Here is a 15,163-nt window from a genome sequence, read left to right as displayed (position 1 = left end):
CTATTTTATGCGCATGCGGGCTGTGGGACCCGATTTTAGGCAACAAGGAATAAAGCGATGCCGAGCAGGAAGGGCGAAAAGACAATCAGTCTGGCCGCGGTGCTGGACCTCAACGAAGCCTCGACGCTTCGCGGCAAGTTGGTGGGACTGCGCGGCAGCAATGTCGTGATCGATGCGTCCGGCGTCGAGAGGATCGGGGCCTTGTGCGTCCAGGTCATCATGGCCGCCGCCAAGACTTGGAATGAAGACAAGCTGTCCTTCACCTTTTCGAAGGTGTCGGACGCATTTCAAAAAACGATGCAGTTGATCGGCGTCGACATCGATCACCTGCTTGCCAAGGAGATCCGGCAATGAAGAAAAAAGTGCTGACCGTGGATGATTCACGGACCATTCGAAACATGCTTCTCGTCACCCTCAACAACGCCGGCTTCGAGACCATCCAGGCCGAAGACGGAGTCGAGGGTCTCGAGGTTTTGGAAGAAGCCAATCCCGACGTCATCGTCACGGACATCAACATGCCGCGCCTTGATGGCTTCGGCTTCATCGAGGGCGTGCGCCGCAACGACAAGTACCGGGCCATCCCGATCCTGGTGCTGACGACCGAAAGCGACGCCGAAAAGAAGAACCGTGCCCGTCAGGCCGGTGCGACGGGCTGGATCGTCAAGCCCTTCGATCCCGCCAAACTGATCGATGCCATCGAGCGTGTAACCGCTTAAACAGGATCTGTTCCTATGGATATGAACGAAATCAAAGAGATTTTCTTCCAGGAGTGCGAGGAGCAGCTCGCCGAACTGGAATCCGGTCTCCTGAAAATGAATGATGGCGACCGGGATCCGGAAACCGTCAACGCCGTCTTCCGTGCCGTTCATTCCATCAAGGGTGGGGCAGGGGCCTTCGGTCTGGATGACCTTGTCGCCTTTGCCCACGTCTTCGAGACGACGCTCGATTGTGTTCGATCCAACAAGCTGGAGCCGACCCAGGATGTCCTGAAGGTCATGCTCAAGGCCGCCGACGTTCTGGCGGACCTGACCAACGCCGCCCGCGATKGCGGCAGTGTCGATCAGGCCCGCAGCAGGGGCCTGGTCAAGGAACTGGAAGCTTTGGCCCACGGCGAATTGCCCTCGGCATCGGCAGCCGCCGAAGCCGCGCCGAAGCCGGCAAAGGCCGCTGCACTCGCCCCAGCTCCGACCCCCGTCAAAGCCGCGCCCGCTCCCACGGATGACAGCGGTTTTCAGCCGATCCCCTTCAGCTTCGACGATGATTTCGGTGGCGACGAAGCGTCTGCGGGCATGCCGGAATACGAAGTCAGCTTCAAGCCGCGCTCCGATCTCTACGCCAAAGGCAACGACGCCACGCTGCTGCTGCGCGATCTCTCGCGCGTCGGCGAGATGAGCATCCATTGCAACACGGACGCCCTGCCGGGCCTCGATCAGCTTGATCCCGAAGGCGCCTACTTCAAGTGGACGATCTCGATCAAGACGGACAAGGGTGAAGACGCCATCCGCACCGTCTTCGAATTTGCCGAATGGGATTGCGAGCTCGATATCCGGCTGGTCGAAGACGCCGCTGCTGGTACCGATGAAGAATTGCCGATGGTCCCCGTGCCCTTCGATCTCTCCGTTCTCGACAGCGATGAGCCGGCTGTGGAAACCGCCGAAGCGCCGCAGCCGAAAAGCGATGCCGCCGCCGCCGTTGCAGCCGCCGAAACGGCAAGCAATGTCACGCAGCTTGCCTCTGCTGCAGCTCGTGTCGAAAAGAAGGAAGCCGCGGCAGCCGCCGCTGCTGCCGCTGCCAATGCTGCCGCGCAGAACAATGCCGCCGCCGCCGGTCAGACCATCCGCGTCGATCTCGACCGTGTCGACCGTCTGATCAACCTCGTCGGCGAGCTTGTCATCAACCAGGCGATGCTGTCGCAGAGCGTCATCGAGAATGACAACAATGGCGCATCCTCGATCAACATGGGCCTCGAAGAGCTGCAGCAGCTCACCCGCGAGATCCAGGACAGCGTCATGGCGATCCGCGCGCAGCCGGTGAAGCCGGTCTTCCAGCGCATGTCGCGTATCGTCCGTGAAATCGCCGACATGACCGGCAAGTCGATCCGCCTGATCACCGAGGGTGAAAACACCGAAGTCGACAAGACGGTCATCGATAAGCTGGCCGAGCCGCTCACCCACATGATCCGCAACGCCGTCGACCACGGTGTCGAAACCCCGGAAAAGCGCACGGCGCTCGGCAAGAACCCGGAAGGCACGGTTCGCCTGACGGCAAAGCACCGGTCCGGCCGCATCCTGATCGAACTCGCCGACGACGGCGCCGGCATCAACCGCGAGAAGGTGCGTCAGAAGGCGATCGACAACGATCTCATCCCTGCCGATGCCAACCTCTCGGACGAGGAGATCGACAACCTGATCTTCCTGCCGGGCTTCTCGACGGCCGATAAGATCTCCGACATTTCCGGCCGCGGCGTCGGCATGGACGTCGTCAAGCGCTCGATCCAGGCGCTCGGTGGCCGCATCAATATCAGCTCCAAGCCGGGACATGGCTCGGTCTTCACCATGAGCCTGCCGCTGACGCTGGCCGTCCTCGACGGCATGGTGGTGACGGTGGCCGGCCAGACGCTGGTCGTGCCACTCACCGCCATCGTCGAGACCCTGCAGCCGGAAGCCGCCGCGATCCATTCCTTCGGCGCCAACCACCGCCTGATCTCGATCCGCAACAGCTTCTGCCCGCTGGTCGATGTCGGCCGCATCCTGAACTTCCGCGCCACGCAGGCCAATCCGGTCGACGGTGTCGCGCTGCTTGTGGAATCGGAAGGCGGCGGCCAGCGCGCTCTGATGGTCGATGCCATCCAGGGCCAGCGCCAGGTCGTCATCAAGAGCCTCGAAGCGAACTACACGCATGTGCCCGGCATCGCCGCTGCGACCATCCTTGGCGATGGGCGCGTCGCTCTCATCCTCGACGTTGATGCTGTAGTCGGCGCCTCCCGCGGGCAGTCGCTGAAGGCCGAGATGTCGTACGCAGCAGCGGGTTAGGCCTATGTCATACGCCGTCAAGAACATGACCCAGGGTGCCCGTGAGCTGATCGCCTTCCGCATCGGCGATCAGGAATTCTGCGTCGATATCATGTCGGTTCGTGAAATCCGCGGCTGGACGCCGGCGACGGCCATGCCGCATTCGCCGGCCCATGTCCTTGGCATTATCAACCTGCGCGGCGCCGTCTTGCCGATCGTCGATCTCTCGGCCCGCCTCGGCATGAAGCGCGCCGAGCCGACCGCACGCCATGTGATTATCGTGGCGCAGGTCAAGCGCAAGGTCGTCGGCCTGCTGGTCGACGCCGTGTCCGATATTCTGACGGTGACCGACGACAATATTCAGCCGACGCCGGAAATTTCTTCCGACTATGAGCGGCAGTTTGCACGCGGCATTCTGGCGATCGACCGCCGTATGATCTGCCTTATCGAACTCGAAACACTGTTCCCGGACAGCGAAAGCGAAGCTGCATGAGTATGATGGGAGCAACAGATTTCAGGGCTTCCCCGGACGAGGTGCTGGCCAGCGGCGAATATCCGCTAACGCGGCGCGATCTTTCCGAAATTGCCGCCATGATCTATTCGGACGCCGGAATTTCTCTCAACGAGACCAAAGCCTCGCTGGTCTATTCGCGGCTGTCGAAGCATATCCGCGCACTGGGCCTGCCGGGCTTTCGCGATTATTGCGTGCTGGTCGCCTCGCCGGCGGGGGCAGCGGCACGGCGCGAGATGCTGTCGCATCTGACGACGAATTTCACCCGCTTCTTCCGCGAGAATCATCATTTCGATCATCTGCGCGACGAGGTTCTCCCCGGCCTTCTGGCCCGCGCCAAAAGCGGTGGTCGCGTTCGCATCTGGTCGGCAGCCTGTTCCGACGGGCAGGAGCCCTATTCCATAGCGCTCACAGTTCTGTCGCTGTTGCCGAACGCCGCCGATTTCGATTTTAAGATTCTGGCGACCGATATCGATCCGAAGATCCTCGGCCTTGCCCGTGCGGGCGCCTATGACGAGACGTCGCTCGAAACGGTTTCGCCCGTCATGCGCAAGCAATGGTTCCAGGAAGTCAACATCCAGGGCCGCCGCAAGTTCCAGATCGACGATCGCGTCAAGCGGCTGATCACCTTCAACGAGCTGAACCTGATGGCACAATGGCCGTTCAAGGGCATGTTCGATGTTATCTTCTGCCGCAACGTCGTCATCTATTTCGACGAACCGACGCAGACGAAGATCTGGTCGCGCTTCGCCGGCCTGCTGCCGGAGAACGGCCACCTCTACATCGGCCATTCCGAGCGCGTGTCGGGTGAAGCCAAGCACATCTTCGACAATATCGGCATCACCACCTACCGCCGTCTTGCCAATTCAAACGGGAGGAAAGCATGAGCGCCCCCGCCCGTGTTCTTGTCGTTGACGACTCTGCCACGATGCGTGGCCTGATCACCGCTGTTCTGCGCTCCGATCCGGAGGTCGATGTCATCGGCCAGGCCGGCGATGCAATGGAAGCGCGTGCGGCGATCAAGGCGCTCAATCCCGATGTCGTGACGCTCGATATCGAGATGCCGAACATGAACGGCCTCGATTTTCTCGAAAAGATCATGACGCTGCGGCCCATGCCGGTCATCATGGTCTCGACCATGACGCATCGTGGTGCCGAGGCGACCCTAGCAGCCCTTGAAATCGGCGCGTTCGATTGCGTCGGCAAGCCTGCTCCGGGCGAGCCGCGTCCTTTCGGCGATCTGGCGGAAAAGGTGAAGGCGGCCGCTCGTTCGCAGCGGCAATATAGCAAGCCCGCCGCCGAGCATGCTCCGCCCCCAGCGGTCGCGGATTTCCGCGTCGGTCGCAAGATCGTTGCGATTGGTTCGTCCACCGGCGGCGTCGAAGCACTGATCGCGGTCCTGCAGAAATTCCCGGCCAATTGCCCGCCGACGGTCATTACCCAACACATGCCGCCAACCTTTACCCGAAGCTTTGCTGAACGGCTCAACCGCCTCTGCGCACCCGTGGTGCAGGAGGCGACCGATGGCGCGCGGCTGGAAATCGGCAAGATCTACCTGGCGCCCGGCGGCGATCGACACTTGCAGGTCGCCAACGCATCGGCGCCCCATTGCCGCTTGGTCGATCGCGGGCCTGTCAACGGCCATCGTCCTTCTGTCGATGTGCTCTTCGATTCGGTCGCCGAGCTCGCCGGCCGCAACGCGGTCGGCGTGATCCTGACTGGCATGGGACGCGATGGCGCCGCCGGTCTTCTCAAGATGCGCCATGCCGGCGCTCGCACGATCGGCCAGAACGAAAAGACCTGCGTGGTCTACGGAATGCCGAGGGTCGCGTTCGAACTCGGTGCAGTCGAACAGCAGGTTCCGCTGAACGCCATTGGCGAGGAAATATTGAAAGTAACAGCCGCCCGTAAGGAAGGAAGCGAATAATGTCTATAGCGGAGAAGATCAAAGTTCTGATCGTCGACGACCAGGTCACCAGCCGTCTGTTGTTGAGCGATGCGCTGACGCAACTGGGCTTCAAGCAAATTACCTCTGCCGGTGACGGCGAGCAGGGCATGAAGATCATGGAGCAGCAGCCGCATCATCTGGTGATCTCCGACTTCAACATGCCGAAGATGGATGGTCTCGGCCTGCTGCAGGCCGTGCGCACCAATCCAACGACGAAGAAAGCGGCCTTCATCATCCTCACGGCGCAGGGCGACCGTGCGCTGGTGCAGAAGGCCGCCCAGCTCGGCGCCAACAACGTTCTCGCCAAGCCCTTCACCATTGAAAAGATGAAAGCGGCTATCGAGGCCGTGTTCGGAGCATTGAAATGATCGTTGAGGGTGCTGCCCGTCGCGTGCACATCATTCAGGGCGAGTACAAGGTCATCAACGATCCGGACGTGGTGCTGTCGACCATTCTCGGCTCGTGTGTGGCGGCGTGCTTGCGTGATCCGATCGCGGGCGTCGGCGGCATGAACCATTTCCTGCTGCCGGGAACGGCCGCTTCGCCGACGAGTGGTGGCGACGCGACGCGTTACGGCGTGCATCTGATGGAGCTTCTGATCAACGGTCTCCTGAAGCAGGGCGCGCGTCGTGACCGGCTGGAAGCCAAGGTCTTTGGCGGTGCGAAGACGATTGCCACTTTCTCTAATGTCGGCGAACAGAATGCCGCCTTCGCCATGCAGTTCCTGAGGGACGAAGGCATTCCGGTGGTTGGCTCCAGCACAGGCGGCGAGCATGGACGCAAGATCGAATATTGGCCGATCTCCGGCCGTGCCCGGCAATACCCGTTGACCGGCGCCGAAACGCAGAAGACCGTGGCTCTGGAACAGCGCCCCGTTGCAGCCCCGAAGCCGGTCGACAACACGATCGAATTTTTCTGATCAACGAGGACTACCTGATGACCACGATCCCGCGTGCCGAAGTATCCGACATGCAGGAGGCGCTCCCCGCCATCCTCATGCGCATCGTCTCGGAATTGCACGATGTCGCCTATCTGATCGAACGCATCGAACCGCAACTGCTCGATCTCGGCGGCGTCAACGTGCTGGATTCGCCAGACTCGATGAAGGTCATGCAGGGCATCGATCTCGCTGTGCAGAAGACGCGGGGCATTGCCGAGTTCATCGACACCATCACCGGCGGCATGCCGGAGGGCTGGATGGTCGATGTTGCTACCGCGCTGAGCCTGGTCAAGCTCGCCGAAATGCAGAAGGCTCTCGGCGGCGCCGGTCGCCACGGACATTCGCAACCCTTGGCCAAGGCCGCCGGCGACTTCGATTTCTTCTGATCGGAAGCGCCGCGCCTGATATTGTTTTTCCTATATTATCTCGGATAAATTTTTAGACGTTTTCATTTTTTCCGGCCCGGACGAAACGCTCGCACAAGTTTCGATTTCTATCTTCGCTGCAGGGCACAAAGCCATCAAGGTCTTTGACGAATCGTGCGAGAACAGAATGAATCTGTTAAATCAATTAGTTCCCTTGTTCAGGAATCTGCAGAACCTGGGGAGGACACGCCTGCTGATCATGGCGGGCGTCGGCGTCGTTTCCATGGCGCTGATTCTGTTTGCAGCCCTCTACGTCAATAAACCCGCCCAGGAAACGCTCTATGTGGGCCTGGACGCGACCGATCTGAACCAGATCAGCATCGCGCTTGCCGAAGCCAATATCGGTTTCCAGGTGGGCACGGACGGCACCAGCTTGACCGTGCCGGCTGGCATGACCGGCAAGGCGCGTTTGCTTCTCGCCGAGCGCGGCCTGCCGAACAGCACCAATGCCGGCTATGAACTCTTCGACAATGTCGGCTCTCTCGGCCTGACCTCCTTCATGCAGGAAGTGACCCGCGTCCGTGCGCTCGAAGGCGAAATCTCCCGCACGATCACCTCGATCACGGGCATTAGCGCAGCACGCGTCCACATCGTCATGCAGGATGTCGGCAACTTCCGTAAGGCGGACCAGAAGCCGACGGCTTCCGTCATGATCCGAGCGAACGCCGAATCGGCGCGCAAGTCGGCCCAGGCCATCCGCCATCTCGTTGCCTCTGCCGTTCCCGGCCTTGAGGTCGACGACGTCACGATTCTCGATTCCACCGGCCAATTGCTCGCCTCTGGCGACGATCCGAGCAATGGCGCGCTGAACCGCAATCTCGGCATCGTGCAGAACGTCCAGGACGAGGTCGAATCGAATATCAACAAGGCGCTCGCTCCCTTCCTCGGCATGGACAATTTCCGCTCCAGCGTGACGGCGCAGCTCAATACCGACAGCCAGCAGGTGCAGGAAACTACCTACGATCCGGAATCGAAGGTCGAGCGCTCGGTCCGTACCACCAAGGAAGCGCAGAAGTCGCAGCAGCGCCAGTCGGATACGGCGGCAACCGTCGAGCAGAACATTCCGCAGGCTGCGCCGCAGTCCGGCGGCAGCGGGCCGACATCGAACGACCAGTCCGACAAGCGCGAAGAACAGACCAACTACGAAATCAACAGCAAGACGACGGCGACGACCCGCAACAGCTACAGGGTTGAGAAACTCTCGGTGGCCGTTGTGGTCAACAAGGGTCGCATCGCCCAGATGGTCGGTCAGCCGGCCGATCAGGCGAAGGTCGACGCCTATATCGCCGAGATGCAGAAGATTGTMACGACCGCCGCCGGCGTGGACACTGGCCGTGGCGACGTGGTGACCGTCAATGCGATGGACTTCCTCGACAACCAGTTGCTCGATGACACATCCTCGAGCTTCGACATCATGGGCATGCTGAGCCGCAATATGGCCGGCATCATCAACTCGGCTGCCTTCGTCGCGGTTGCCTTCCTCATCGTCTGGATGGGCTTCCGTCCGCTGATCCGCTCGCTCGGCGGCGGTGTGGCTGGCGCGGCTCTGCCGGAAGCGGCGGGCCTGGAACTGCCGGATTTCGCTCCTGCGGTCGGCGGACCGGGTGCCGCGCTGATGGACGGCTTCGGCTCGGACTTCGGCTTCGACAGCACCGACGATCTGCTGACGATGGGCGAAGACGGCGGCACCTTCAATCGCCGCGTCAAGGAAGGGCCGGAACGCCGCCTCTCGCGCATGGTGGAAATCAGCGAGGAACGCGCCGCCAAGATCCTCAGAAAATGGGCAGTCGACAACGCCGCCGCCTGATAGAAAGACCGGGAGACGCTCCCGGTCTTTTCACGTTATCGGAAGAGTACAGCTTGATCGCATAAACTCTGGGTTTTGATAAATATCTGCTTCAATTCAGCATAACGAAATCGAGTGATGGGATGTGGTTGCAAGCTGTGGTCTGATCGGAAATTTCGTTGCTGGGTAGAAGGAATCGACTTACAATCATCATATCTATTCGTAGTTGCGTCGAAGCGACGCGAATCAGATCATAAAATCCGTGTTTTGGTAAATTCAGACTATTTTGGAGATGCCGGTGCGCGGGGAAATCAGTCTATAGTCAGTTGATCATGATTTCAGCGATTCGCGCCAATGCGATTTGCCGAAACCGAATTTATATATTAGCGCGCTTACTGCGCCGTGCGTCCGCAGGGACTCGTATGGATGCAGTAGCAAATTGAGTTGGCGCAGACGCCTTTTTGAAGATCGACGCTATCTTCGAGGTTTATGTGCCGGGTCCAGACCGAGCAATGCTCTCGTTGGCGTTTGAGCGCCTGACAGCGGCAGGAAATGCAAAAAATGGACATGCAGATATTGCAGGGGAGCAAGGGCGAGAAGGATATGCGATTGGCCGCGTCCGCCAATGCGATGTCGCGCGATCAGCTCATTCAGCAATTGAGCGCCATTGCCGGCCCGGCCTATCTCCAATCCGGCCTGCGTCTGCTCACCGACTATGTCGGCGCCTCCCATTATCTGCTGGCCCGCTGCGACCTGATCCAGGAGAGCGGCCTCGATTTCGTCGTGTCCTCCGATTGGCCTTTCGATCTTGTCCGGCGTCTTGCTTCCGAACTCACCAGCGGCTACGGCCGCACCGGCGAGCTTGAGAAATGCATGTCGCTGTTCCAGCCGAATTTTGCTTACCTGCCTGACGATGTTGAGTTGCCGGAAGGCGTCAGCCGCCAATATTGCTCGCTGACCTTCAATGTGGGGCGCACACGCTTTTCGCTGATGCTGCTTGCCCGTGATGGCCTGCTGCTGTCGCCCGAGCGGCTGCGTGACGTGGGACTGCTGTCGGGTTACTTCGCGAGCTTCACGCGCTGCGCGGAGGGCAAGTCCGAGCGTGATTTCGATCTCACCGAGCGTGAGCTTGAATGCTTGTTCTGGATTGCAGAGGGCAAGACGAGCGACGAGATCGCCATGATCCTCGGCATCTCCAGAAACACCATCAACAACTATATCACCAGCGTCATGCGCAAGACCGCGACCAAGACGCGATCGGAAGCGATCGCCTTTGCTGTCAGAAACAACCTCGTTTGAAAGCCTATTGAATGCGATATCAGCCGGTTAGGACGACGGACACGCCAAGCGAAGCAAGGCTCGGCCGTTCGCATCGGATATCGAGCCGGTCTGATCTCTTCCCGAAACTGGTGTCGATGCAGAAGTTGATCGACGCGCAGAATTTTGCGGTTTATCGCCTTAGCGGCTCCGGCCTGCCGAGCAAGCAGCGCCTGGTCTGTGAGTTGGAAAACTGGGGCTCKACCAACACCGTCGTCAATAAGGCCTTCGTCGAAGCCTATGGGGAGGCGATGATCGAGCATATCGAAAAGTCGTTGCTGCCGCTGATGTGGAACGGCCGTGATAGCGACAGCACGGCCGAGACGCCCGACTTTGCCTCTTTCACGCAGCGTCTGAAGCCGCATCTCCTGCCCTTTGCCGGCGTCGCTTTTCCGGTGCGTCTGGGATCGGTTGGCAACGGCTATGTCGTGTTCGCCGCGAAATTCATGGATCTCACGAGCGATATGATCGTCGAGCTGCATGGCCGTAGCTGCCAGATCATGATGGATCTCCTGTCACTGGACGAACGCCGATCGCCGGCCGCCGAAGCGCTGAGCGAGCGCGAGATCGCCTGTCTGCAGCTTGCCGGCGATGGCCGGATCAGTGAGGAAATAGCCGAAAAGCTGGGATTGTCGGTGCATACCGTCAACGCCTATCTCGGTTCGGCGACGATCAAGCTCGACAGCGTCAACCGCATTCAGGCAATCGCGAAAGCCATCCGCTTCGGCTATATCAGCTAAGCCGGCGGGCGTTCACGGGGACGCATAAGGGCCGGTTCCGGTCTTTTGAATCCAAAGCATCTTATCCGCCGCCAGGTGATCCCATAACGGACAGGATCTTCCCTGGAATTTTGGAAAAGCAAAAAGATGGTGCGGTTCTGCGCCTCCTTGAAAGGCCGAACCGCACCAATGCTGAGCTACCTCAGCGGACATTCATCATGAAATTTGGGATGGTTTGAGCCTTCTTCAGGCTGCGCGCGTCGTTCCGCCGATCGCGTAGCGGGCGTCCCGCAGGCTGCGGGCGAGGAGCGCGGTGTTCTCGTCCGGATCGGCCGAGGCTTTATCGAAGGCGATGTGGTTGATCTCGATGCCGGCATGATGTTCCGCGAGCGCCAGCTTGGCATAGACGGTGACGCCGCGCGGTTTGATTTCGAGGTCGATGGTGACTTCCGCCGGCCCACCCCATTCGAGCTTGTAGTCGCCCCCGAGGCCGAAATTGACAGTGCCCGGATGGAAATAAAGCTCAGCCGCCGAAGCCACGAGGTCGGCGAGATTGCCATAGCGCTCGAAGCGCAGCAGCGAAATCAGATCGGCCGCGTCGAGGAGCCGCAATTCGCTGGCGACCGGGCTGATGGCTTCGGCCAGAATTTGTTCACGTTGGGCAGAGTAGGGGGATTTTTTCATTCGATTTATCGTACCCGTTTTCTATTCGACTGCGCGGCATAGATCCTATGAATCAGTTCTGCGACGGCCTTGTAAAACACTGACGGGATGACACTATCTACCGAGACTTGCGCAAACATGGAGCGCGCGAGTGGCGGATCTTCGAAGACGGGAATGCCGTTTGCCTCGGCAATCTCTCTGATTTTGAGGGCGATGAGGTCCTGTCCCTTGGCGACGACGATGGGTGCGTCGTTTTCCTCGCGCACATAACGCAACGCTACGGCGAAGTGAGTCGGGTTGGCAATCACCAAAGTGGCGCGCGGCACCTGCTTCATCATGCGCCGGCGGGCACGGTCGCGGGCAATCGAGCGCTGGCGCGATTTGACGATCGGGTCGCCCTGGGATTGCTTGAATTCTTCCTTGACCTCCTGCTTCGTCATTTTCAACTGATCGACCCAATGGAAACGGGTCCAGAGCACGTCGCCGATGGCGACGATGGCGGTTGCCAGCAGCACGATGGTCAGAATTCTCTGGATGATGGTCGACAGCCGCACAAAGATCGTCTGCGGATCGGAAACCAGCGAATCGATTGCATGGAAGAATTGGCCGCGCAGCACGAAGAACATGATGACGCCGACCACGAAGATCTTGGCAAGCGACTTGCCGAATTCCACGAAACCCGATGTGCTGAAGATGCGGCTCCAGCCGGCGACCGGCGATATGCGGGAAAACTGTGGCTGGATGCGGTCGAGAACGGGTGTCGGCAGGTTCTGGAACAGCGAGGAGCCGATGCCGAAGACGAAGAACAGCACGACGGCGGGCAGCAAGAGGTTGCCGACTTCCCAGCCGATACGGATGAACAGGGAAATGACGTCCGGCCCTGTATCGAGCCGCCACTGATCGGGTTTTTCGAAGAGATCGCGCAGCACCTCGCCCATGCGCCCCATGCGCCCTGGCAGGAAGAAGGTGACGTAGATGACGGTTGCAAGCATCGACGCGAAGAGCGTTGCTTCTTTGGAGTGAGGGACATTGCCCTTCTCCATAGTGTCGCGGAGTTTTTTCTCCGTCGGTTTCTCTGTTTTACTGTCCTTGTCTTCGTCAGCCAAAGCAGCCGTCCTTCATGAAACGGAAAGAGGCCGTGCGTCATGCACGGCCTTGTTTTGAATAGTCTAAGACGATTTAGGTGAGTCGCGCTGAGGTCACGCGGCTTCTTCCACAGGCGTCTTGTCTTTTGCCTTGAGTTCGATCTGGCCGGAGTTGGAAAGCCGGATGGCTTCCTGGGCGATCGCGCGCCGCGCGATAGCGATTTCGCGCGGGTTGATGCCCGTATTGCTCATCTGCAGATCGGATTCGATCATGCGGCGCTGGCGCGGGCTGATCGAGCTGAGCACGATCTCGCGAATCTCCGCCGAGGAGCCGCGCAGCGCCATGGTGAGGATGTCGGCCGCGATGTCGTTGAGCAGCATGACGCGGCTCGGCTGCGGCATGAGCGTGAGGTCGTCGAAGAGGAAGATCTTCGGGCGTACCTTGTCGACCGATTCCTTGTTGAGTGTTTCCAGCGAGGTGAGCAGCGTGTCGACCTGGGGCTTGTCCAGCTCGTTCATCAGCTCCGCCACCTTCGTCGAACCGGCAGCATTGCGTTCGGCATCGATTTCCGCCATCAGCCCCAGCACGCGGTTTTCGATGATCTGAGCCGCTTTCGGGCTGACATCCTTGAGATTGACGGTGCGGTTCATGATGTCGGCGCGTTGCGCCTCCGGCAGTTGCAGCAGAACCTTGGCGCCGAAAGAGGACGGCATCATCGACAGCACATAGGCGATGGTTTGCGGATGCTCACGTAGGAAGAACTTCGCGACGAAGGTCGGATCCGCCTCGCCGAGGCGGTCCCAAATCGAGGTCTCGTAAGCCTGGAAGGCCGTGCGCCGGCCGAGAAGGCTGTCGACCTCGTCGGGTGTCAGGCCCTCCTCGAGGATGCTCTCGATTGCTTTGGCGTTGTCCATCAGACCCGCGCCTTCGGTGAAGAGATCCTCGAATTCCGCGACGAGCTGCGCCAGCTCGTCCGGCGGAATAAGCCTCAGCGACTGCGCCGAGGCAATGATAAGCTGCAATTCATGCTGCGTGAAATACTTCAGCAGCCGTCCCGCCACCTGCTTTCCCATGGCAAGAAGAACGGCTGCGGCCTTTTCAGCCTGAGTTAACGGTTTCTCGGTGAGCGCACCGCTGAAATCGTCAAAGTCCATCATGGTCTTCGTCTCCGTCCCAAACAGGGAGTGGGCTTATTCTGAACCGGGTTCAGGCTTTTTTCGTATTCGATACTTCAATGAGCTTGATACCGAAGCGGGTGTCATCATGTTCCAGCACGGTAATTTCGCCCCGGCCGATTCTGCGGCCATTGACGGTGATTTCGACGGGCTCGCCGATCTTCTTGTCGAGGGCGATGATCGCGCCTTCGGTCAGGTTCATCAGGCCGGAGACCTGCATGCGGCTGCTGCCAAGCACGATCTGAACATCGATCGGGATATCCATGATCAGGTCGAGATTGGCGGTCAGCGCGCTGCCCGGAGCGGCCGGTTCGGCGAAGGAGGAACCGCCGAAATCGCCGCCGCCGAAAGCGGAGCCTGCGTTGTCGTCTCCGAAATCGCCACCGAAGGCCGAAAGATCCGTGCCCGGCTCGGCGCCGAATGCATCGGCATCGAAATCCGGCATGCCGCCGTCGGTGTCTTTCTTCAGCACGCCGCGCAGGCCGTCGATGGCCTCATCCAGTGCGGCGTCGCTGTTTTCAACTTCCAGCGATTCCTCGCTGCTTTTCTGTGTCGTCTTCCTAACCATGAAATCACTATTCCAGTTGAAACTTGCCTCAAGCTGCCGTGGGTGGAGAGGCCACCCGCCAGCCGGTCAATTCATCAGGTGTCGAAGAAGCTCGTCGTCGGAATTCACATTGTCCTTGACGCGCACCGTATAATTTTCGCCCGAGCGGCCGAATTCGCAGATGTAGAGGTCCTTGCTGTTGGCGCTGACCTCGACGCGGACATCATCCGTGTCCATGAAGGGAATGACGTCGCCGACGGCGAGCCTGGAAATCGTGTTCAGCGTCAGCGATTGCAGCCGGATGCGCGCTTCCAGCGTCACCTGCGAGCGACGCACCTGTTCGCTGAGCTGCTCCGTCCATGCTTCCGACGCCGCGGATGGGTTCTTCGCCTTGGGCACGCTGACCACGGTGCGCAGCAGAACCTGCTGCGGGATGATGACGATGATTTCCGAGACGGTCTTGCCGAGCGCAATCGTCATCGTGATGGCAGCGGCGAATTCGTCAGCCTGGTCGGCAGCGGGCTTCGGGCGGTTCTCGACGTTAAACGGCGCGTCCAGATTGGGTTCGAAACCACCGGATGCGTTGACGGCCGAGCGCAGCACATTGGCGATCTTGTCGAAGACCATGACGGCAAGGTCGAGCTCGATGATCGAAAGCGGCCGCGCGACGGGCGCTTCGATCGTCTCCGGCAGCGCGCCCAGCAAGTGCTCCATCATGGTCATGATGAAGCCTGTGCCGCAGCCGAGAACGAATTTCGGCGCCCAGTTGCGCAGGGAACCGTTCACAAGCGCGCAGTTGCCGCCGAGGCCGGCGATGAGATCGTTCATCAATCCCGACTGGCAGCCGGCATAGGCGACGGACACATCGAGACCGCTTTCGGTCTTGATGAAGTCGGGGAGGAATTCGCTGTAGACCTGACCGAAGGCAGCGGCGAGCTTTCCAATGGTTGCCTGGTCGCCGAGGCCGCCGGTCAGCTTGGCGAAGAGGGCGCGATCCATCGTCTGTACCTTGGCTTGTGATTCCTGGCTCATGAT

17 protein-coding genes are annotated in these 15,163 nt (G+C 60.0%); 12 read left to right on the top strand and 5 right to left on the bottom strand.

Annotated features, from left to right (window positions below):
* Nucleotides 1-57: 57 nt before the first annotated feature.
* The 12 genes from QD357_RS13040 (at nucleotide 58) to visR (ending at nucleotide 10,678) form a co-directional block, all read left to right on the top strand.
* Entirely contained in the window at nucleotides 58-354 is a 297-nt protein-coding gene (locus QD357_RS13040; protein ID WP_107106967.1) for an STAS domain-containing protein, read from the top strand.
* Nucleotides 351-716, top strand: a complete 366-nt coding sequence (cheY1, locus tag QD357_RS13035) for a chemotaxis response regulator CheY1 (RefSeq protein ID WP_028751177.1) — start codon at nucleotides 351-353, stop codon at nucleotides 714-716. Before QD357_RS13040 ends, cheY1 begins: the two co-directional genes overlap by 4 nt.
* Nucleotides 717-731: 15 nt before the next feature.
* Entirely contained in the window at nucleotides 732-3,032 is a 2,301-nt protein-coding gene (locus QD357_RS13030) for a chemotaxis protein CheA (protein ID WP_414124414.1), read from the top strand.
* A 4-nt stretch (nucleotides 3,033-3,036) separates the two neighbouring features.
* Nucleotides 3,037-3,504: a chemotaxis protein CheW gene (locus QD357_RS13025; RefSeq protein WP_107106969.1), complete on the top strand. Its 468-nt coding sequence runs from the start codon at nucleotides 3,037-3,039 to the stop codon at nucleotides 3,502-3,504.
* Nucleotides 3,501-4,409 carry a protein-glutamate O-methyltransferase CheR gene (cheR, locus tag QD357_RS13020; RefSeq protein ID WP_107106970.1) on the top strand — a complete coding sequence of 303 codons (909 nt, stop codon included), beginning with the start codon at nucleotides 3,501-3,503 and terminating at the stop codon, nucleotides 4,407-4,409. Before QD357_RS13025 ends, cheR begins: the two co-directional genes overlap by 4 nt.
* Nucleotides 4,406-5,449: a protein-glutamate O-methylesterase CheB gene (gene cheB / locus QD357_RS13015; RefSeq protein ID WP_107106971.1), complete on the top strand. Its 1,044-nt coding sequence runs from the start codon at nucleotides 4,406-4,408 to the stop codon at nucleotides 5,447-5,449. The genes cheR and cheB overlap by 4 nt, the downstream gene beginning before the upstream one ends.
* Entirely contained in the window at nucleotides 5,449-5,838 is a 390-nt protein-coding gene (locus QD357_RS13010) for a response regulator (protein ID WP_107106972.1), read from the top strand. The genes cheB and QD357_RS13010 overlap by 1 nt, the downstream gene beginning before the upstream one ends.
* Nucleotides 5,835-6,389 (top strand): chemoreceptor glutamine deamidase CheD, encoded by a 555-nt coding sequence (cheD, locus tag QD357_RS13005; RefSeq protein ID WP_028751183.1) that lies wholly within the window; start codon nucleotides 5,835-5,837, stop codon nucleotides 6,387-6,389. The genes QD357_RS13010 and cheD overlap by 4 nt, the downstream gene beginning before the upstream one ends.
* Before the next feature lie 17 nt (nucleotides 6,390-6,406).
* Nucleotides 6,407-6,796, top strand: coding sequence for a chemotaxis protein CheT (gene cheT / locus QD357_RS13000; protein WP_107106973.1), 390 nt, complete (start codon nucleotides 6,407-6,409; stop codon nucleotides 6,794-6,796).
* 166 nt (nucleotides 6,797-6,962) lie between these two features.
* A complete protein-coding gene (fliF, locus tag QD357_RS12995) occupies nucleotides 6,963-8,642 on the top strand; it encodes a flagellar basal-body MS-ring/collar protein FliF (protein ID WP_107106974.1) in 1,680 nt (559 codons plus the stop codon).
* Between the two features lie 540 nt (nucleotides 8,643-9,182).
* Nucleotides 9,183-9,920, top strand: coding sequence for a transcriptional regulator VisN (visN, locus tag QD357_RS12990; RefSeq protein WP_107106975.1), 738 nt, complete (start codon nucleotides 9,183-9,185; stop codon nucleotides 9,918-9,920).
* Between the two features lie 11 nt (nucleotides 9,921-9,931).
* A complete protein-coding gene (gene visR, locus QD357_RS12985) occupies nucleotides 9,932-10,678 on the top strand; it encodes a transcriptional regulator VisR (protein WP_107106976.1) in 747 nt (248 codons plus the stop codon).
* Between the two features lie 225 nt (nucleotides 10,679-10,903).
* Here the strand turns inward: visR and QD357_RS12980 are convergent, their stop codons facing one another.
* The 5 genes from QD357_RS12980 to QD357_RS12960 all read right to left on the bottom strand — a co-directional run bounded on the left by QD357_RS12980 (nucleotide 10,904) and on the right by QD357_RS12960 (nucleotide 15,160).
* Nucleotides 10,904-11,341 carry a hypothetical protein gene (locus QD357_RS12980; RefSeq protein WP_104821987.1) on the bottom strand — a complete coding sequence of 146 codons (438 nt, stop codon included), beginning with the start codon at nucleotides 11,339-11,341 and terminating at the stop codon, nucleotides 10,904-10,906.
* Between the two features lie 5 nt (nucleotides 11,342-11,346).
* Complete coding sequence (gene flhB, locus QD357_RS12975; protein ID WP_107106977.1) at nucleotides 11,347-12,426, bottom strand: flagellar biosynthesis protein FlhB; 1,080 nt, start codon at nucleotides 12,424-12,426, stop codon at nucleotides 11,347-11,349.
* Between the two features lie 93 nt (nucleotides 12,427-12,519).
* Nucleotides 12,520-13,563: a flagellar motor switch protein FliG gene (gene fliG / locus QD357_RS12970; protein WP_107106978.1), complete on the bottom strand. Its 1,044-nt coding sequence runs from the start codon at nucleotides 13,561-13,563 to the stop codon at nucleotides 12,520-12,522.
* A 49-nt stretch (nucleotides 13,564-13,612) separates the two neighbouring features.
* Nucleotides 13,613-14,149 (bottom strand): flagellar motor switch protein FliN, encoded by a 537-nt coding sequence (fliN, locus tag QD357_RS12965; protein ID WP_107106979.1) that lies wholly within the window; start codon nucleotides 14,147-14,149, stop codon nucleotides 13,613-13,615.
* A gap of 66 nt (nucleotides 14,150-14,215) precedes the next feature.
* Nucleotides 14,216-15,160 carry a FliM/FliN family flagellar motor switch protein gene (locus tag QD357_RS12960; protein WP_107106980.1) on the bottom strand — a complete coding sequence of 315 codons (945 nt, stop codon included), beginning with the start codon at nucleotides 15,158-15,160 and terminating at the stop codon, nucleotides 14,216-14,218.
* Between the last annotated feature and the right edge of the window lie 3 nt (nucleotides 15,161-15,163).

It is taken from the genome of Rhizobium sp. BR 317 (assembly GCF_047445835.1).
In the GTDB taxonomy this organism is placed as follows: domain Bacteria; phylum Pseudomonadota; class Alphaproteobacteria; order Rhizobiales; family Rhizobiaceae; genus Rhizobium; species Rhizobium paranaense.
This window is presented reverse-complemented; position numbering and strand designations above follow the sequence as displayed.